Origin of the sequence: Photobacterium sp. WH24 (assembly GCF_019204055.1) — a bacterium.
Classification (GTDB): Bacteria; Pseudomonadota; Gammaproteobacteria; order Enterobacterales; family Vibrionaceae; genus Photobacterium; species Photobacterium arenosum.
Genome location: NZ_JAGSOZ010000013.1, coordinates 54,856 through 74,424, shown reverse-complemented (window position 1 = coordinate 74,424; position 19,569 = coordinate 54,856). Strand labels below are relative to the sequence as shown.

Genomic DNA, 19,569 nt, shown 5'->3' with positions numbered 1-19,569 from the left:
GCATACGATAGTCGATGCGGTTGACTCATGATTGAAAATTGCGTATTTTGCGACCTAATTATGTTTTTGGACCACTCTGCAATGTTTTACATCCTATTCAAGAATTTTGTCAGGCGACTGTGCTCCGCGCATTAACACGATGAAGTGTTGCTCGGAGCTGAATGTCTTCTGAATCTTCATCAGATATAGCCGTCATTCCCTGATCCTTCAGGGGAGTTGTCTGTATCTGATGAATGCAGAGTACAGGCCGACGATGACCTTCATCGTCGGCCTTTTAGTTTCTGACCGAGAATCAGTCAGCAGCTAGTTTCAAGATTGCTTGAAGCGAGGGGCCGGTATGCCTTATACCGCCCCTCGTTTTTTATGGATGTAATACAATGAGTTTACTCACAATTCAAAATCTGACTTACCACATCGGCGATAAAACCCTGTATCAGCAGGCCGATTTCACTTTGTTTCCCGGCGAGCATATCGGGGTGACCGGCAAGAATGGGGTGGGGAAAAGTACCTTACTGAAATTGCTGCAATCCGAGTTGCTGCCAGACAGTGGTGACATTCTCTGGCAGCCTACCGTGCAAATCGGCTATCTGGATCAGCACGCAGAATTGGATCATCAGTTGACGGTACGTGGTTATCTGCAATCGGCGTTTGCCGATTTATACACACTGGAAGCCGAGATGATGGCCATTTACGCCTGCCCGGAGAAAAGTGCCCGCGACAGTTTCCTGACCCGTGCCGCAACGATTCAGGCGATGCTGGAAAGCCAGTCCTTTTATGTCACAGATCACAAAATAGAGGCGGTGGCTGAAGGACTGGGGATTACCCTGTTCGGCATGACAACGCCGCTCGGCGCTTTGAGTGGTGGTCAGCGCCACAAAGTGATGCTGGCAACCCTGCTGCTGGTATCGCCGGATGTGCTGTTGCTGGATGAACCGACCAACTACCTTGATACCGTGCATGTCGACTGGCTGGCCGATTATCTGACTGGCTTTACAGGCGCCTTCATGGTGGTGTCGCACGATAAGGCTTTTCTGAACCGGATTGCGACCGGCATCTGCGATATCGACAGACAACAAATCCGCAAATACAAGGGTAATGTTGAGAAAGCGATGGCGCAGAAAGCCAGCGACGATGCGGCTCATGCCAAGCAGTATCAGGCCCAGAAAAAGCATATTGATAAGCTGGAGCAGTTCATTGCCAAAAACGGCGCTGGGGTGAATGCGAGCATTGCCAATGGCCGCAAGAAACAGCTGGCGCGGATTGAGCGCATGGCAGCGCCGGAGTCAGAAAAAGCGGTGTCGTTTTCGTTCCGGGCTGCGGCACTGAGTGCCCAGACTGTGCTGGCGGCTACCGGGCTGGAAATCGGCTATACCCGTTCTTTGCTGCCTCCGATGAATCTGAGCCTGCAGCGCGGTGAAAAAGTCGTGATTGCCGGGTTTAATGGCATCGGAAAGTCCACCCTGCTGAAAACCCTGGTGGGCGACCTGGCAGCGATGTCTGGTCAGTTGGAATTATCACAAGGGCTCAGGCTGGGCTACTTTGAGCAGGAATTGCACTGGCCGTTTCAGGATGCCACGCCCGTGAATCTGGTGAAGTCAGTTTGTCCCGGACTGGATGACAAAGCGGCCAGGCAACATTTGGCGCGCTTCGGCCTGTCCGGCAAGCTGGCCTTGCAGCCTGTCGGCTCGCTCAGCGGAGGAGAGCAGACCAAAGTGAAGCTGTGTCGTTTAGCATTGCAGCCGGTAAATCTGCTGGTGCTGGATGAGCCGACCACCCATCTGGATGCCACGGTGAAAGCGGCGCTGAAGCAAGCGCTGATCGACTTTAGCGGGACTGTCATCATGGTGTCGCACGAGCGGGATTTTGTCGCTGGATGGCCGGACCGGGTGGTTGATATTCAACCTGCCGGTAAAATTGAAAAAGCAGCACTGGCTTAAGGTGAGAACAGTAAGATGAAGTTTGTTTTGTTTTTTATTGCATTTCTGGTTGGCGCCGATGAATTGATGTTGGGGCCAATACTGGCCCCTATCGGTAATGATCTGGGGGTTCCGCCAGAACGCATCACTTTATTTATTACCGCTTATAGTGTGGCGTTAGCCGTAATAGCGCCTTTACTCGGTGCATACTCTGACCGTCGCGGACGCTTAGCTGTGATGATTCCGGCGTCTGTCCTGTTTGGTCTGGCTTCTGTTGCGACTGGGCTGGTGGAGACGTTTGAAGCTGGAGTTGTGACGCGTGTTGTCACGGGACTGGCCAGCGCCGGGATGTTGCCTATTGCCTTTGCGCTTGCAGCAGACTCAGGAGGGGAAGATGCCATGAAGAAGATTGCCTGGGTACAGTCGGGCCTGACTCTGGGAATGATTGCCAGTCCGGCACTTGGCGCGGTACTGGCTGAAACATTGACTTGGCGGGCCGCGTTTGTCGTGTTGGGAGTCTGTGCCTGGCTTGTGGCTGTTTCGCTGGCGTTTGTATCAGTCAGACAGCCACACCGGGCTGAGCAACCGGCGACGGGGAACGAAGACGTTTCTGTTAATGTCTGGTCGATCCCCGGCGCCGCAGGTGCCTTGTTAGCGATGTGCTTTGGTTTGGGGGGCGGAATTGGATTGTTTAATCTGGTGGGTCAGCATTTGCGCGATACGCAGGGTCTATCCATGTGGAGCGTCGGCATTGTGTATGCTGTGCTTGGTGTGATCAGTGTCATAGGCAATGTGCTTATGCCTCATGTGACCGGACGGCTGGAAAGTGGACGTCAGACAATGCGCATAGCGCTGGGTGTCTGTGTGGTTGTCAGTGTCTGGTTTTATCTTTCGCCAACGGAAAATCTGATCGCGCTTATTCCGTTGTTGTTGCTTTGGGCTTTGGCTGGTGGCGTTGGCTCTCCGGCGTTGCAAAGCTATATCTCGGAGCTGTCAGTGGTACATCGCGGCGTTCTGATGTCACTGGCTATGACGATGATGCATTTGGGCGTGGCGATCTGGTCTGGTATTGCTGGTGCTGCGTATAGCACCGGGCAATACAGTATGGCGTTGCTGGCAATTGCGCTGTTTGGGATAGCGATCATCGTCCTGCAACCAGTCAAAATCAGGCATAGTGAATGAGCCGGAGAGAGGCATAAAGTCATGTGATTCCCTGCCCCGCACAGTCATCATTATGCGGGGCAGGGATGATCGGGGACTAGGGAATTATGCCCATCCGGACAGGACAATTTTTCCTATCATTGTTCCTTGCTCTACTATGGCATGGGCTTGGCGCAGGTTCTCAGCGTTGATCGGTGTCAGGTGCTCCTTCATGGTGGATTGCAGGGTATCGGCATCAATCTGCTTGCTGATCTGATTGAGCAAATTACCCTGCTCGGCCATATCATGGGTTTGATACATGGAGCGGGTAAACATGAATTCCCAGACGAAACCGGCACTTTTGCTTTTTAACGGTTCCATATCCAATGGCATATCACTTTCGACAATACTGCAAATCATGCCCTGGGGTTTGATGACTTGCGTCATGGTTGCCCAGTGGCCGGCTGTGTCATTGAGGCAGAAGATGTAGTCCACTGCCGGGAAGCCGAGTTCAGCCAGTTGTGCCGCCATATCCTGCCTGTGATTGATGGTGTGATCGGCGCCCATCTTATGGCACCAGTGCTGGGTGTTTTCCCGTGATGCCGTTGCGATTACCGTCAGCCCTGAAATCTGGCTGGCCAGTTGAATTGCTACAGAACCGACACCGCCAGCACCACCAATGATCAGCAGGCTTTGCTGATCCTGTGTGCCTTTGGGGTTGATATTGAGCCGGTCAAATAATCCTTCCCAAGCGGTGATACTGGTCAGAGGGAGTGCGGCCGCTTCCGCCATCGACAGTGATTGCGGTTTTTTTCCGACAATGCGTTCATCAACAAGCTGGTATTCGCTGTTGGTGCCGGGGCGAGTGATATCGCCAGCATAGAATACCTCGTCACCAACGGAAAACAGGGTGACGTCTTCACCGACAGCGACGACCGTCCCTGCAGCGTCCCAGCCCAGAACACGAGGCTGTGGTTCAATTTTGTCTTTGGGGGCTCTTACTTTGGTATCAACCGGATTGACCGAGACGGCTTCCACCCTCACCAGAATATCCTTGCCTGATACAGCCGGTGCTGAGAGTTCGACATCCATCAGGCTGTCCGGGTTTGATACAGGTAAATAATGGGTCAGTGCGACAGCTTTCATTGGTGGTTCCTCAAGCGTGTTGGTTGTAATAAGGATAATCGGTGTAGCCGGTTTCATTTCCGCCAAACAGGGTGGTGGGATCGGAAATGACATTCAGCGGTAATTGATGCTGCAAGCGGTAGGGCAGATCGGGGTTGGCCAGGAACGGGCGGCCGAAAGCAACCATATCGACCAGGCCAGCCTGCAGTAACTGGTGAGCCGTTGCATGAGTATAGTTACCTGCCACCATGATGCTGCCTGTAAACATCTCTCTCAACGCTGTCCGGAACTGAGGTGACACCTGAGGCGCGTCATCCCAGTCTGCTTCGGCCAGGTGAATATAGGCAATGCCGAGCCGCTGGAAGTGTTTGGTCGCTTCTAAAATGGCTTCTGTTACTGAAGGATCATTCATGCCCCGCTGAGTAATGAAAGGCGCAAGCCGGATCCCGACATTTTCGGCACCAACCGCCTTGCAGACCGCTTCAACAATCTCAATAGCAAAACGGATGCGATTTTCAATTGAACCGCCATACTCATCGGTTCGATGGTTGGATGTACTGCGCAGGAACTGGTCGATTAAATAGCCATTTGCAGCATGAATTTCCACCCCGTCGAAGCCGGCTTCGATGGCATTGATTGCTGCCTGACGATAGTCTTCAATGATAGCCTGGATCTCATGATGCTCCAGCGCTCGGGGAACAGGGCAGTCCTGCATGCTGCCTACGCCGTCTTCATCAACCACCCAGACTTGTGCGTCAGGTGCAATGGCTGAAGGTGCAACAGGTTGGCCGTCGTCGTGAAATGACGGATGTGACATCCGGCCGACATGCCAGAGCTGTGAATAAATTTTACCGCCTTTAGCATGGACGGCCTGCGTGATAAGGCGCCAGCCCTGTATTTGTTCAAAGGAAAAGATACCGGGTGTGAAAGAATAACCTTTACCCTGCGGTGAAATTTGTGTGGCTTCAGTGATAATCAAACCCGCACTGGCACGCTGGGCATAGTATTCAGCCATCAGACGATTGGGAATATCACCGGGTTGGGTAGTGCGGGATCGTGTCATTGGGGCCATTGCAATCCGGTTGGGAAGCACAGCAGCACCAAGTTGATGTGGTGTGAACAGTAGTGAATCTGACATCATGAATCTCCGTGGGTCATCGTACATTCATCAGAATGATGTACGAGTATTGGGTTCAGTCATAAGACATTTACAGTGTATTGATTCGGAAAATATTTATAATTAGCGTAAATACGAAAACATACTTCATAAAAGCTGAATAATATGGCAAAAACAGACGACATGGCCTTGTTTGTTCAGGTGGTGAAATCAGGTGGACTGGCGGCTGCAGGGCGTAAGCTGGGGTTGTCGCCTGCCAGTATGACCGCCAGGATGAATCAGCTGGAACACAGATATCAAACCCGTTTGCTGAACAGAAATACCCGGCATATTTCAATGACTGAAGCGGGCTATCGATTTTACGAGGCTTGTCTGAGAGTCGTGGAAGAAGTGGAAGCCGCTGAAGCGGTATTAACGCAATGTGAGGCGGAACTGTCAGGTTCCTTGCGTATTACTGCGCCATCCGATTTTGGCAGGCAATATGTGGCGCCGGCATTGGCGGCGTTTTCAGAGGCCCATCCTAAGGTTGCGCCGCATCTGTATCTGACCGATGGCATGGTAAAACTGGTGGATGAAGGCATAGATATTGCCATCCGGCTGGGCAACTTGCCTGACAGCAACCTGATTGCAAAGTCGTTAGTACAAAATCGCCGTGTGGTGTGTGCATCGCCGGCTTACCTGGCGAAAGCGGGGCACCCGGAGCACCCCAATGATCTGCTTCATCACAGATGTTTAGTGATGGAGTGGGCCGGACAGATTATGAATGAGTGGCACTTTGTCACTGATAATGGCCCCATAACGGTGGAAGTTGAACCGGCGATGATTTGTACCGATGGAGCCTTGGTACGTCAATGGGCTGTGGAAGGCTATGGTATCACGATGAAGTCCTGGTGGGATGTTCGGCAGGATGTGCTGGACGGCCGGCTACAGGTGCTGTTTGATGATCAGGTCAGAGGATTGAGTCTCAGTGATACCGATTCAGTGGCGTTACAGCTTGTTTATCCCGGTCGGAAATTTCAGCCAAGGCAAGTTAACGCCTTTTCGCAGTTTCTGATGGACTGGATGGAAAAATGAAAAGACTTCCCTAGCGTACGCTTCAGGGAAGTCGCCACAGTGATTGTCTTGTCCTCAGGCAACAGAAACCTGCACATGGCAACCTTGCCGGTAGAGCATCTGCATCAGCAGGCCTGCGGCCAGCACTATAACGCCCATAATGACAAAACCCATTTCGGTGATCTGCAGGTAGCTTAATGCCGCAATCAAGACATAACTCAGGCTCTGGCTCAGGGTCGAGAATAATTTCAGACCGCCTTCTATCCGCCCGCGCTCATGCACATTAACTTCGTGGTTGAGCTTATTGGTGCGGGCGATACGGTTTAAGGCGTTGAAAAAGCCCAGGATCACGGTGAGAGAGACCAGTACAACCGGCGTTAACCAGACGGCCATGATAATCAGCAGGCTCCCCATGATTATCACGGAGTACATCATGGCTTTTTCATGGCTGATGCGTGCCAGCAAACGCGTTACCAGCAGGCCGGTAAGCAAGGCGCCGATGCCATAGCTCAGCGACCAGGACGCAAACCAACTGCCACTGATGTTGTGCTCAGAGAAATACACAGGTACCAGTTTCGCCAGATAGGTGAGCATAGGGTAGGTCAGGCAGGATAACGCCAGAAACAGGTAGAAAGCGGGCTGGCGGGTAAAGATGGTTCTGCTCTCTGCCAACTGTCTGAAAAACGCCTGAGGTTGACTGGATGACAGCCGGCGGCGATACGGTGTCAGCCAGTAGCTCAGCGCGGCAATGCCAGAGGCCAGCGTTGCCAGCAAGGCGAACTCGCTCATCGACCAGGATGTCAGCAGCACTATGCCCGCCGCCCCGGCACTCAGTGTGGTCAGTTGTATGACGACTTCCTGCTGACCCGTCACTCTGGCGTAGTCTGCCTTGTCATAGTTTTCCTGAGTGAAGGCATTATTGGTGCTCCAGGCGACATCGTTGGTCAGCCAGAAAATCAGTTGCGCCAGTGCCAGCAACCAGATGGAATCGGCCTGAAACCGGAAGGCGATCAGTACAGACAGTGCGGTCAGCGACTGAATAACCTGGATGACTATCAGAATGGCTTTGCGAGAATGTCTGTCAATCAGCGTGGCGGTGAAAGGGGTGGCGATAAACGACAAGGCAGTGCAAGTGAGCGAGACAGCCGCCACGAAGACCCCCATGTCGCCCTGATTCAGCATGATCCAAGGCAGTGCCAGCATGAACATCCCGGATGAAATACCGTCAAAAAAGCGCCCGGTGAGATAAGTTGCAGTGCGTGACATCCGTGTTTCCTTCTTGGTTATTGGTTATTGGTTATTGGTTATTGGTTATTGTTAGTGATGGGCAGAGCTTAAAACCTCAAGTAAGCTTGAGGTCAAGAATAAAATACAAAATATCAGCATGTAAGGATTGGCGATGGAAATGACAGTCGGACAGGTCGCTGAACGCTCCAATGTAAAAGTGTCTGCGTTACATTTTTACGAGCAGAAAGGACTGATTCAGAGCTGGCGCAACGCAGGTAATCAGCGCCGATATGATCGCAGTGTGCTGCGCCGGATTGCGGTGATTAAAACCGCGCAGCAGCTGGGAATGTCGCTGGAGGAAATCGGCGAAGCGCTGTCTCATCTGCCGTTGGATCACGCACCGACACAGAAAGAATGGCAGGCAATGGCGAACTTATGGCGGCATCAGCTTGATGAACGAATAATCAAATTACAAAAACTCAGGGATTCGCTGGGCGATTGTATCGGTTGTGGCTGTCTGTCACTGAACCGGTGTCAGCTTCGTAACCCCGATGATACGCTGGCAGATGAGGGTCATGGCGCGGTGCTGCTTGAACATCCGCGCTGAAACATTGTGGCTTAGTGGTTAAGGTTACAGGACGCGCGCCAGTTTCTGGCTGAAAAAATCGACCGCTGCCCTGATTTTCGGCACCTGATAGCGGGGCGTGTAATACAGCAGATATAGCCCCAGGCGCTCGGCAGACAGGCAGACCGGTGCAGGAAGGTCGACCTTGATGAGTTTGCCTTCGCCCCGGTCTTCGAAGGTTGACCAGTCTGGCAGCAGCGCCATCACTTTTCCTGCCATCATCAGCTCACGAATATAGCGACCGGAATTGGTTACGATATACGGCTCCAGATCCAGAGGCAGCCATCGCCCTTCTCTGACGATACCCCACTTTAAAATGTGCTTTGGACTCCGGTAGTAAGCCAGATGGTGAGCGTGCAGTTCAGTATGATCAGTTGGCAGGCCATATCGCTCAATGTACTGAGGTGTCGCGCACAGATGTGGCGTGTTATCGCATAACCAGCGTGCGTGAATACGTTCATCCGGCAGATATCCGCCACGAATAGCGATATCAATTTCGGCTTTCGACAGATCGGTCAGGCGGTCTGACACATCGATATCAAGTTTGATATCAGGATACAGCGTCTCGAATTCACTCAGATGCGGCAGTACCTGACTGTCAAAGTAATGGCTCATACAACTGATCGTCAAAATACCTGACGGGGTTTGCTGATAGGTGTTTACCAGTTCCTCCGCCTGACGAATTTGCTCAAGGACCTGCTGACATTGTGTCAGGTAGGCTTTGCCTACTTCAGTCAGGTTGATGGTCCGCGTACTGCGTTTGATTAGCTCAGTGCCGAGCTGCGCTTCAAGCCAGCTCAGCTGCCGCGAGGCGCTGGAAACGGGAAGACGTAATTGCTTTGCGGCGCTGGAAATGCTGCCACACTGTAATGTGGTGACGAACACTTCCATGGCTTTGAGTTTATCCATGTTTATTTTCCCATTTCACGCAAAAGTGTTTCTTTAATTTGCGGTCTTATTTTCATTTTCAGCAAGAGTTAGAGTGTGCCTCAAGACAACGACAGGAACAAGATCATGAATTACAGTGCCATTCTTCTGAAAAAACGCCCAGACATCACCATCACGTCAGATATTTTTGAAAAAGTGTCGAAGACAGTGCCGGAAATTGCCGAGGGTGAGTTTCTGGTCAAGCAAACCCACATGTCACTGGACCCGGCCATGCGCGGCTGGATGAGTGCCGATCGTGAAAGTTATATTCCGCCTGTGGAGCTGGGAGAAGTGATGCGCTCAAGCGGCATCGGTGATGTGGTGGAATCCCGCCACCCGGATTTTCCGGTGGGAACCCGTGTGATGGGTATGATGGGCTGGACGGAATATTTTGTTGCCAAAGGCGGTTTGTCGCCAGTGCCGACCAGTGTGCCGCAGGAAGCCTTGCTCTCTGTGGTGGCCTTGCCGGGCGTGACGGCCTATCACGGCCTGTATGAAGTGTTGAAACCGCAGGCGGGACAGACACTGGTAGTGACAGGCGCAGCAGGCTCTGTGGGCTCTATGGTTGGCCAGTTAGCGAAGCTGGAAGGCGTGACTGTCATCGGTGTGGCTGGCAGCGACGAGAAATGCCACTGGCTGACAGAGACACTGGGTTTTGATGCCGCAATCAACTATCACGATGAGGATTTTGCTGCCAAGCTGGCAACCGCCGCCCCCAACGGCATTGACTTATTCTTTGAAAATACCGGCGGCGTTGCACAGCAGCACATTTATCAACGCATGAACGCCCATGGTCGTGTGGCTGTCTGCGGCATGATCGCCGATTACAACACCGCGACACCACAGCCGGGTCCGAACTGGATGAATATTGTGCGTAAACGACTGATGATACAGGGGTTTACTATGCCGGATCATTTCCATCGGTTTGCGGAATACGGTCAAAAACTGGCAGAGTTGATGATGGCCGGCAAGCTGCAGTATCGTGCTCATACCCTGCAGGGTCTGGATAGTGCCATTGAAGGGATTAACCTGCTGTTCTCCGGTGAGAATAAAGGTAAATTGATTGTCGAGCTTTAAACGCTTTCACGGCTGTATCGATGGATACGGCCGTGCTGTATGGCAGTGTCTGCAATCAGAATTTCATTTGATCGTTTCCGGGCCAATGGTAGACATATTCATCAACCACTGTACCGTCCGGTGCCTGCCAGGTTTGCGCACAATACTCTGTTCCCCCCATCCGCTGATAAAAACCTATGGCCGGCAGATTGGACGCCAGCACTTCCAGATACAGGCTGTCTGACTGAGCGTGCTCGGCCATAATCTTTTTTGCCGTCGCGAGAAGCTGCTTGCCAATGCCCTGTCCTTTTATTTCAGGGTTAACGTGCAGGTTATCGACCAGCGTGCCTAACTCAGGATGGGCATCCAGCTCTATGCAGATAAAGCCACACATTTGCCCGTTTTGTTTCGCAACAAGAATGTGCCGCTGGCTCATGGGCTGAGTCAATCGCGAGTACCAGGTCTGATATCTGTCTTGATGGATATCGTGCATCAGATATTGTTCTGACAAGTCGTTGCAATACACAGCCTGCCAGTTGCGAACATGCAGTTCGGTAATTGCGGAATGATCATCAAGCGTGGCGTAATCAATGGTTAGCATAAGGAACTTTTTCTCTTAACATACTGCTTTAAAAGTATTATGCATGAATGGCGTATCAGGGGAAGCTGGCAGCAAAATTTCACCTGTAACAGGGCGATAAAACCTTATCTGCCTCAAATTTTTGTTGCCTGCACCGTGATTTCATCCCGGTAATGAATAACACTGCTGGCGGCTGAAGTACTTTCAGGGATAAATGAAGCGATGATCAAAGCGCTTTATGAAAGCTATCAGTAATAAATGATAACGATAATGACGTGTACGAACAGAAAGAGAACACCACCATGTCGACAAAGACCATTCTGGTTGTGGATGACGATGTCGAAATCCGCGAGTTATTGCAGGAGTATCTGGTTAAATCCGGCTATGAGGTGATAACCGCAGAAGATGGCGTTGCCATGAAGCAACAGCTTGAAGCGCATACGCCCGATGTCATCTTGCTGGATGTGATGATGCCGGGGGACGACGGCTTTACATTGTGTCAGTTTGTACGGAAATCATCGGAAGTACCGATTATGATGCTGACAGCCGCTTCCGATGAAATGGATCAGATTCTGGGGCTGGAGATCGGCGCTGATGACTATATCGCTAAGCCATTCAGTCCGCGTCAGTTGCTGGCACGCATTAAGGCGCTGCTGCGTCGAACCCGCCCTGTGGCCGCGGAGGAGTTGGTACAGCCAACGGCATTACCGCGCGCTATCCGGTTTGGACACTGGCGTCTGGAGACGTTGTCTCACCGACTATATGACCTTCAGACAGAGCAGGACTATGAACTGACGGGCGGCGATTTCAGTTTGCTGATGTTATTTTTATCCCGTCCTAATGAAGTGCTGGACCGGGACACCATTTCCAATGCTACCCGGGGCCGCGAAGCGCTGCCGTTTGAACGGGGGATAGATGTTCAGCTCAGTCGGTTAAGACAGCGGCTGGGCGACAGCGGTAAACATCCTAAATACATCAAAACCATGCGGGGTAACGGTTATATTTTTACCGCGCCAGTGACCTATGAAAATTAAATAAAACCAGTAAGATAACGCGGATGAACAGCAAAGTATCAGAGTATGCTGAATCTGATTGAAGTTAACGTTAAGGTAATTGAAACACTATGGCACGATTAGACATTCTCACCGCCCCGGATCCCCGCTTAAAAGAGCAGGCCATTGCTGTGACTGATGTTGCTTCTGTTCAGACACTGGTGGATGACATGCTGGAGACTCTGTACGCCACCTCTAATGGCATTGGCCTGGCGGCGACTCAGGTTGGTCGTCGTGAAGCTGTGGTGGTGATTGATATCTCAGAAACCCGAGATCAACCCTTAGTGCTGATTAATCCGGTCGTGGTGAGCGGTGAAGATAAAGCCATGGGGCAGGAAGGCTGCCTGTCGGTGCCGGAGTATTACGCTGATGTTGAACGTTATCAGTCTGTGGTTGTTACAGCGCTTGATCGTCAGGGCAATTCAGTAACGATTGAGCGTGATGATTTTCTGGCAATTGTGATGCAGCACGAAATTGACCATCTGCGCGGAAATCTGTTCATTGATTATCTGTCACCTCTCAAACGACAAATGGCGATGAAGAAAGTCAAGAAAGCCGTGAAGGTAATGGCGAAAACAGCCTAAAGATAATGAATAAAATCATCCGAGTGAGCCTGATGGCGAGTATTTTGACAAGCTGTGCGGGTGAACCGCAAGAGGAGCCTGTAATCCATGATGCTTGGCTGGAACTGGTCGCAGGGAAAATAGAAAAGAATGGTGGAAAAGTCATCTGTGCTAATCCGATATATCAGAAATGTATGAATATTTCTGAAGGTGTGTGCACCGTTGAGATATCACCTGCTTCGAATTATTGTGCTTCAGATTCCATCAAACGTTATGGGACTCTGTCTGAAGCAAATATTGAAGATTATTTCGTGAATTATCAGGCTTGCATGATGTTTGAACATGCCCGGTTATATGACCTTGACTGGCTAGTGCCACTTCGGTGTATGAGTAAAAATGCGAATGATCATTTTGACAGTCGATCGCTTCAGATATTATTTGACTGAGCATCTTAAAGAGTATGAACAAGTAACGTATTCGGCTTGTCAGGTCAGGCATAAATTGCCGGTTTTAAGTCTTCTGAATCACCGTTTGCGCGGATTATTCGCTATAGTGTGGCTAGCCGGCTCCTGAACTGACGCAATTGCACCGCCTGAGAGGTCACGTGAAACCTGAATTTCGTCCTGTCAATGTTGATGAACACTTTGCCGTTTGCATGGCCTTCCGGCGCGATGCTTTTGTGTGTACGTTTCAGTCAGACAGCGGCTTTGGGCCGTTTATTCACGGTTATGAAGAAAGAATGCGTGCCCGGCTGGTGGATCCCAGATGGTATTACATTCATATCTGGCATAATAACCAGATTATTGGTCAGTTAGAATTTAAGTGTTTTTCCGATCAAGCCGAAACAGGCTATATCCACCTGATTTATGTTATTCCTGAATACCGTGGCTCCGGGGTGGCTGATGCCGCACAGCAGTTCATGGCAGACATGCTACATCAGGCAGGCTGTCAGGCTATGCTTTTAACCGTCAGTCGCACTAACGAAAGGGCGTTACGGTACTACCGCCGCTGGGGCTGGCAGCGTGTTGGTAAGGATGGCAGCTTGCGCGGGACAGATATCTACCGCCGTGAGATTTGGTCACACAAATTAGTGTGATTTAATTTCAGCGGGTAATAAGAATATGTCAGAGCATTAATTAAGGAAGATGACCTCAATGCATCGCATTCTAAGAGCTAGCGTTCTGGGTTCAATGGCAATATTTTCTTCAGCGTCTTATGGGATATCCATGACAGATCCTATCGACGGCATGTTTGACATGGGGGAATATCTGGCTGAAAACGCTTACGGCTTTCTTCCGGTTCCTGTGATTATTACCGAGCCGGCATTAGGTGGTGGCGGTGGTATATTTGGCTTGTTTCTGCATGAAACTGACGCTGAAAAAGAAGCACGCCGTAAGCTGGCTCTGGAATCACTCGATGGTGGCGCAAGGCTTATCCCTCCTGCGATCACTGTAGCAGGTGGCGCAGCGACGGAAAATGGCACCTGGTTTGCTGCCTTAGGGCATCGCAGAACCTGGAATAAAGACCATATTCGTTATCTGGGCGGGATTGGCTATGGGGATGTCGTGATGGATATTTACGACGATTTCGGTGGCCGGCTTCCCGCCAGTCAGGCGCTGGGTTTTGAAACGCAGACGGAAGGTTACGGGGTGATTCAGAAACTCCAGTTCCGTGTTCAGGATACACCACTATTGCTGGGGTTTTCTCAGTTCTGGACGCGTACGGAGGTGAGTGCGTCCAATCAGGTGGTGGATAAGATTTTTCAGCGTGCATTAGGAAAGAGTACGACCTCATCCGGTGTGGGATTCGTTGCTGAGTATGACACCCGAGACAACTTTTTCTTCCCGACAGATGGCTATCAGGTGACTGCCGAGTATATGTTCTTTCGTGATGGCATTGGCAGTGATTACGATTACGATACGTTTGCTTTAGATGGCCAGGTTTTCTTCCCACTATCCAAACAATTGATTTTGGCTTTTGCCGGTGATTACCAGTCAATGCGTTCTGATGATCAAAGTCTGCCGCCATTGGTGAAACCATATGTAAAATTGCGTGGTATTTCGGCCTATCGATATCAGGATGATTATGTCAGTGCGGTTCAGACACAGCTGATGTGGCGTATCGATCCCCGCTGGACGCTTTCAGGCTTTATCGGCACTGGCTCAGCTGCCAGCGAAAGCCACGATTTATATGAACACAGTGAAACCGCTTATGGCACAGGCTTTCGCTACCTGATTGCCCGCCGGTACGGTCTGCATACCGGCATTGACATTGCCTTCAGCGACGAAGAAAGCGCTTTTTACTTCAACATGGGATCGGGATTTTAACGAAAGCGAGTGCAATTAGCGATTTATGGGCGATTAAATTGTTGATTTACAATTATCGACAAGCTGGACACAGTCACTTAATAACTTCTGGCCAAGTTTTGTGTTTTTTTGGATGGCTTCCTATATTTTATTCATAATCACAGATGTCAATAATATGGTTAAAGCTTTCTAGTAACTCTTTAAGGTTTATAAACTTAAGTGTATTGCTTTGGTTTGAATTTGGTATTGCCCAGTTTAAATCGGAAATGTTCATGCTCTATCCTTCAAATGCTTTCGGGTATTCTTTTATGTAAATTTGGTCTAGTTGAGTATTAGATTTAAGAAGCATCTTTTTAGTGTGGCTAGATAGGAAAAATGCTAACGAACTGAAAGATACTATTATACCCATAATTAGTAGTAGTGGATTAATAATGTCATTACCGAATGTTTGTATCAAATATCCAAAAGTTTGACTTCCTATTGGAATGGTAATGACGCACAGGAAGAAAATAGCACTTTCTAATCGTGCTCTAAAGTGGTCAGGTACGGCAAATGACCTTACACTATTGGTTGCGATAACAATTAACGATAGACCAAAGCCTGATAGCATCATTGATAATAACTTTAAGTGAATGATCTCAAAGATTGAGAATAATATTATTCCAAGACCAATCATCATATTCCCTGCTATCGCAGGTTTAAGTCTGGTATAAGTATTAAAATCAATTTTTGAAAGAATGAGGGCGCCAAGTCCCATGCCGATAGCAAATGAAACTTCAAAATAAGCTAAAGGAGCAATGTTATTATAATTATTAGCCACATATAGAGGTAGAATGACTACCATCATAGGGGTTAATATAAGGTTAGTGACCATGGCAATATAACAAGTTATTTTTTCATTTTTCAATTGAAATAGTATTTTAAATCCAACGCTTGCCCGTTTAACAAAGTTTTGATGAAGAGAGCTGTCTGGTTTTTCATCTCTTATTCTCACAAATAGCAGAAGAGTCAGTGATATGGTATAAAAAACAGACACAACGATGATAGACAACTGTGAGCCTAAGAAAGCAACACCACCGCCACCCAGGATTGCACCTACAATCGCTTGCACTGAATTTAATGAAGTCGCAATCCCTATATACTTTGTGTAGTGTTCTTTGTTAGTTAAGAATGGGATTGTGCTATTGATACTGCTTGTAACAATTGAATTTGTTGTGGCGAGGATAGATGCCGTGAGGGCTAGATAGAGATAAGACACTTGTAAGTGGTAGAAAAATATATAGTAAACATTAATGAAAATAACAGAGAACATGGCGCTTATAATGAGTATCTTCTTCTTTTTGTTTCTGTCAAGGAGATCTCCGGATAGTGGGAGGGTAACTAAATTTATTATCCACATTAATGCAATTATACTACCTAAAGCAATGCTGTTGTTTTCACCTTCCATCGTAGCGATTGACCAGACAAATATAATGCTAAAACTCCTGAAGGCAAGCAAGCTCATTGCACTTGATAATAAAAAATTGACTATATTCATTTAGATACTGATTTCTATAATTGAATGTCATGAGCCAAAAGCCGTACACAGTGCGGCATAATTGATTCAGTTACTTACGTTTTTTAAGCATGGTGTACTTTTCTTTTTTAGTGAAAAAACTTTCTTTGCATCTAACTTTTTCATAATGATTCCTTTGGCTGATCTCGAACGATTTCGAGAAATAATTATTCTCATAGATGCATATTGAAAACAATGGACTTAGCTTCCTTTCTGTGAACTTTTCTTGCAAAATTCACTACTCATCTGACTTAAATTGAGTTGCTCATCGCATTTTAAGAATTAATAATATGTTCGTTGTGATGTTTGTTGACTTATTAATACGACTATTTTTTGACTTTGATGTGTGATGCAGAGATATAAGTATGTGATTTCATTTACGTGAATATCATTTCTATAAATGAGGCCAGAGCATGTGTACTAACGTACAATTTGGCTCTGTAAAACTTGTGGTCTTTTATTCTGATATGCATTGATGGTAGGGCTTTCGCTACCTGATTGCCCGCCGGTACGGCCTGCATACCGGAATTGATATTGCCTTCAGCGACGAAGAAAGCGCTTTTTACTTCAACATGGGATCGGGATTTTAACGAAAGCGAGTTAAAGCCGTTGTGGATTCAGTTACAAGATGGAGTGCCGATGCGGAATTTTGCGACGTATAAAGATTTATTTCCTTCATTCTGAGATCTGTGATCTGGCAAGGCTACCGTGTTAGCTGTGATACTCCTGTTAACGCAAACAACACGAAGACACAATGATTAGAGCATTTACAGACACAGACATGGAGCCGGTACTGGATATCTGGCTTAATGCTTCACTTAAAGCACACGATTTCATTTCACCGAATTACTGGCAATCTCAGGTCGACAACATGCGCAGCATGTACCTGCCGGCTTCTGAAGTTTACGTCTGGGTTGAAAAAGGCACAGTGAAGGGCTTCTATGCCCTGTACGAAAACCAGCTGGCGGCCATTTTCGTCAAACCCGATGTGCAGGGTAAAGGCATAGGTAAAGCATTGATCAGTCATGCTAAAAAACGTCGTGAATCGCTGTCGCTAAATGTCTACAAACGCAATGACGTCAGTTATCGGTTTTATCTCTCTCAGGGTTTTCGCGTCATCGGCGGTAACGTTGATGAGCACACAGGCGAAGGCGAGTGGGTGATGGGGTATGAGGCCGGCTAAACCGGCCCTGAGTGTGACGGCACACAGGCTAGCTTAGCGATGTCTGCATAACCGCTGCGACCCTCTGAACATCTACATATTTCTCATCAGTGCAGCCATCGCTATGCCGGCAGCGATAGAGAGCAGCGGTTTTTTCAGTACCAGGGTACCTACTGCTGTCACCAGCAGTGCTGCTTGAGCGCCCGTATCTCCCTTGATGAACATGGGCGCTATGATTGCAACGAGCACAGAACCTGACATCGCCGAGATAAACTGTTGAACACGATTGCTGATGGGAATGTACGACATGATGAAGACACCTCCCCAGCGGGTTGCTATTGTAACCACCGCCATTATGATGACGAGCAGCAGTGTACCCATTTCAGAGGTATCAATGCTCATTGTTCTCTCCTCCCAGTAAAACACCCATAATGCCGCCTGTGAATGCACCAACAATCACATGACTGTTTTCAGGCAGATACAGATAAGCGGCAATCGATGATGTGGCCGCCGCAGCCCATATCATGTAAGTCTTATTGTTTTTGCTGCCTCCCAGCGCCATGGTAAGCAGGAAACACCCCATCACCATGTCGGCTCCAAAGGCGGATGGATTTTGTATGGCATTGCCGAAATAAAAACCGATCCAGGTACCAATAATCCAGAAAAACCAAAGGGCGATCCCGCCACCGAACAGTAAACCGAGTCCTTTGGACGTTTCATTTTGCGCAAAGGCCCGCATCGACAGCGCCCAGTTCGCATCGGATGCCACCAGCATGACGCCATAGCGTGTGGCCGGATTCAGGGAACGAATATGAGGATACAAGGTTGCCCCGATGAGCAAGTGCCGGGCATTAATGGCAAAGACTGTAATAGCTAATGGGAGCACAGGCACCTGGGTTCCCCAAAGATCTAAAGCCCCGAACTGAGAGGCCCCCGCAAACACCAGTGCGCTCATCAATACGGCGGCGGCTTCATGTAGTCCCTCCTGAGACGCGGCTAAGCCAAAAGCGACACCGAAGACTAATACGAACAATGAGATAGGAACTAAGCTGACAAAGCCTTGTTGTATCGCATTCAATTCAAGCTTCAACTCTTGCGTATGCATAAAAACCATCATTTTGAATAATCTGAGATTGTCGAAACAATAAACTGGAATGGGAAAATCGAAAAGCGCATAATTCAAAAATCATCCATTCGAAAATCGAATAAATGAGTTATCAGGACTTACAGATAGATTGGTTAAAGAGCTTTGTGGCGGTCGTTGATGCCGGTTCCTTGTCGAATGCAACGACATCCGTTCACCGTTCGCAATCTGCGGTGAGCATGCAACTGAAAAAGTTAGAAAATGCCGTCGGACGAAAATTGCTCGTCAGAGGGAGCCGGCATAGTGAACTGACCACAGAAGGCCAGATGTTGTTGGGATACGCCAGGCGGATACTGGATTTACATTCAGAAGCACAAGCGGCATTCCATGGTGAAGAGTTGGTCGGCCAAGTCAAATTAGGGGTGCCGGATGACTATGCAGCAAAATACCTTACGCCTGTGCTGCGCAATTTCGCCCCGAGATTCGGTGGGGTAGAGATTGAATTAAACTGTGAGCAGTCCACCTCGCTTATCCCCAGGGTAGAGAATAATGATCTGGATTTGGCCCTAGTTTCCAGAGACAACCCGAGCCGGGGTACGCTTCTTTTCCATGAACCTATGGTGTGGGTGGGCGCGTCTCAGTTTGAAATCTGGCGTCGGGAAACACTGCCGATTGCTGTCTATGAAAGTGCCAGTCTTGCCAGAAGAAGTGCAATACACTCCCTTGCTTTGCAAGGCAAACCTTACAAAGTGGTGTATAACAGTTCGAGTCTGGCGGGCCAGATTGCCGCGGTGGAAAGTGGACTCGCCATAGCGGTGTTCACTCAGTGCAGTGTGCCTCCTCACCTTGAAATACTTGGAGAGGAGCAGGGTTTGGGGCCGTTAGAGCCCATGGAAGTTTCTGTATACCGGAGTAAAAAATCAAAAGGCTCTCCGGCGGTAGATTACCTTCATGACTTATTGGTTCGTACGCTGAGGCTATCTGCCGTTTGATTGTCACTTGGCTCGATGCCTCCTCAGTATTAATTGGGTCATTTAATAATGCTGGTTATCCGGCACAATGCCTTACTTAAGTGCGTATT

20 protein-coding genes are annotated in these 19,569 nt (G+C 49.0%); 12 read left to right on the top strand and 8 right to left on the bottom strand.

The features are described 5' to 3' along the window. The first annotated feature begins 377 nt into the window (after nt 1–377). Nucleotides 378–1,937, top strand: a complete 1,560-nt coding sequence (locus KCG43_RS15735; RefSeq protein ID WP_218386132.1) for an ABC-F family ATP-binding cassette domain-containing protein — start codon at nt 378–380, stop codon at nt 1,935–1,937. Nucleotides 1,938–1,952: 15 nt separating this feature from the next. Further along, on the top strand, nt 1,953–3,098 hold the full coding sequence (locus tag KCG43_RS15730; protein ID WP_218386131.1) for an MFS transporter: 1,146 nt from the start codon (nt 1,953–1,955) through the stop codon (nt 3,096–3,098). Nucleotides 3,099–3,182: 84 nt separating this feature from the next. Here KCG43_RS15730 and KCG43_RS15725 read toward each other — a convergent pair whose 3' ends face one another. Then, nucleotides 3,183–4,202, bottom strand: coding sequence for a zinc-binding alcohol dehydrogenase family protein (locus KCG43_RS15725; RefSeq protein WP_218386130.1), 1,020 nt, complete (start codon nt 4,200–4,202; stop codon nt 3,183–3,185). Nucleotides 4,203–4,212: 10 nt separating this feature from the next. Continuing rightward, the gene (locus KCG43_RS15720; protein WP_272872729.1) at nt 4,213–5,322 is read right to left on the bottom strand and encodes an alkene reductase; all 1,110 of its coding nucleotides are present in this window, start codon (nt 5,320–5,322) and stop codon (nt 4,213–4,215) included. Between the two features lie 141 nt (nt 5,323–5,463). Between KCG43_RS15720 and KCG43_RS15715 the strand changes: the two genes are divergently transcribed. Then, nucleotides 5,464–6,372 (top strand): LysR family transcriptional regulator, encoded by a 909-nt coding sequence (locus KCG43_RS15715; protein ID WP_218386129.1) that lies wholly within the window; start codon nt 5,464–5,466, stop codon nt 6,370–6,372. 54 nt (nt 6,373–6,426) lie between these two features. Here the strand turns inward: KCG43_RS15715 and KCG43_RS15710 are convergent, their stop codons facing one another. After that, complete coding sequence (locus tag KCG43_RS15710; RefSeq protein ID WP_218386128.1) at nt 6,427–7,617, bottom strand: MFS transporter; 1,191 nt, start codon at nt 7,615–7,617, stop codon at nt 6,427–6,429. Between the two features lie 133 nt (nt 7,618–7,750). On the opposite strand from KCG43_RS15710, the gene soxR reads away from it, so the two are divergent. Beyond that, nucleotides 7,751–8,185, top strand: a complete 435-nt coding sequence (gene soxR / locus KCG43_RS15705; RefSeq protein WP_218386127.1) for a redox-sensitive transcriptional activator SoxR — start codon at nt 7,751–7,753, stop codon at nt 8,183–8,185. Nucleotides 8,186–8,209: 24 nt separating this feature from the next. Here soxR and KCG43_RS15700 read toward each other — a convergent pair whose 3' ends face one another. Next, nucleotides 8,210–9,112, bottom strand: coding sequence for a LysR family transcriptional regulator (locus KCG43_RS15700; RefSeq protein WP_218386126.1), 903 nt, complete (start codon nt 9,110–9,112; stop codon nt 8,210–8,212). Nucleotides 9,113–9,217: 105 nt separating this feature from the next. Here KCG43_RS15700 and KCG43_RS15695 point away from each other — a divergent pair, with 105 nt between their 5' ends. Continuing rightward, nucleotides 9,218–10,207 (top strand): NADP-dependent oxidoreductase, encoded by a 990-nt coding sequence (locus KCG43_RS15695; protein ID WP_192016284.1) that lies wholly within the window; start codon nt 9,218–9,220, stop codon nt 10,205–10,207. A gap of 55 nt (nt 10,208–10,262) precedes the next feature. Here the strand turns inward: KCG43_RS15695 and KCG43_RS15690 are convergent, their stop codons facing one another. After that, entirely contained in the window at nt 10,263–10,787 is a 525-nt protein-coding gene (locus tag KCG43_RS15690) for a GNAT family N-acetyltransferase (protein WP_192016285.1), read from the bottom strand. 281 nt (nt 10,788–11,068) lie between these two features. Here KCG43_RS15690 and KCG43_RS15685 point away from each other — a divergent pair, with 281 nt between their 5' ends. The 5 genes from KCG43_RS15685 (at nt 11,069) to KCG43_RS15665 (ending at nt 14,708) form a co-directional block, all read left to right on the top strand. Then, a complete protein-coding gene (locus KCG43_RS15685; RefSeq protein WP_192016286.1) occupies nt 11,069–11,800 on the top strand; it encodes a response regulator in 732 nt (243 codons plus the stop codon). A gap of 89 nt (nt 11,801–11,889) precedes the next feature. Next, nucleotides 11,890–12,402, top strand: coding sequence for a peptide deformylase (gene def, locus KCG43_RS15680; protein WP_218386124.1), 513 nt, complete (start codon nt 11,890–11,892; stop codon nt 12,400–12,402). Between the two features lie 5 nt (nt 12,403–12,407). Continuing rightward, complete coding sequence (locus tag KCG43_RS15675; RefSeq protein ID WP_218386122.1) at nt 12,408–12,827, top strand: hypothetical protein; 420 nt, start codon at nt 12,408–12,410, stop codon at nt 12,825–12,827. A gap of 158 nt (nt 12,828–12,985) precedes the next feature. Further along, nucleotides 12,986–13,477, top strand: a complete 492-nt coding sequence (locus tag KCG43_RS15670) for a GNAT family N-acetyltransferase (protein WP_218386120.1) — start codon at nt 12,986–12,988, stop codon at nt 13,475–13,477. 130 nt (nt 13,478–13,607) lie between these two features. Continuing rightward, nucleotides 13,608–14,708, top strand: a complete 1,101-nt coding sequence (locus KCG43_RS15665) for a BamA/TamA family outer membrane protein (RefSeq protein ID WP_255558063.1) — start codon at nt 13,608–13,610, stop codon at nt 14,706–14,708. A 256-nt stretch (nt 14,709–14,964) separates the two neighbouring features. On the opposite strand, the gene KCG43_RS15660 is transcribed toward KCG43_RS15665, so the two are convergent. Then, nucleotides 14,965–16,224 (bottom strand): MFS transporter, encoded by a 1,260-nt coding sequence (locus KCG43_RS15660; RefSeq protein ID WP_218386118.1) that lies wholly within the window; start codon nt 16,222–16,224, stop codon nt 14,965–14,967. A 772-nt stretch (nt 16,225–16,996) separates the two neighbouring features. On the opposite strand from KCG43_RS15660, the gene KCG43_RS15655 reads away from it, so the two are divergent. Next, a complete protein-coding gene (locus KCG43_RS15655) occupies nt 16,997–17,425 on the top strand; it encodes an N-acetyltransferase (protein WP_218386115.1) in 429 nt (142 codons plus the stop codon). A 72-nt stretch (nt 17,426–17,497) separates the two neighbouring features. Here KCG43_RS15655 and KCG43_RS15650 read toward each other — a convergent pair whose 3' ends face one another. Then, entirely contained in the window at nt 17,498–17,806 is a 309-nt protein-coding gene (locus KCG43_RS15650) for an AzlD family protein (RefSeq protein WP_218386112.1), read from the bottom strand. Beyond that, nucleotides 17,796–18,509 (bottom strand): AzlC family ABC transporter permease, encoded by a 714-nt coding sequence (locus KCG43_RS15645; protein ID WP_218386217.1) that lies wholly within the window; start codon nt 18,507–18,509, stop codon nt 17,796–17,798. Before KCG43_RS15645 ends, KCG43_RS15650 begins: the two co-directional genes overlap by 11 nt. Before the next feature lie 104 nt (nt 18,510–18,613). On the opposite strand from KCG43_RS15645, the gene KCG43_RS15640 reads away from it, so the two are divergent. Further along, nucleotides 18,614–19,480: a LysR family transcriptional regulator gene (locus tag KCG43_RS15640; RefSeq protein WP_218386109.1), complete on the top strand. Its 867-nt coding sequence runs from the start codon at nt 18,614–18,616 to the stop codon at nt 19,478–19,480. Nucleotides 19,481–19,569 lie beyond the last annotated feature (89 nt).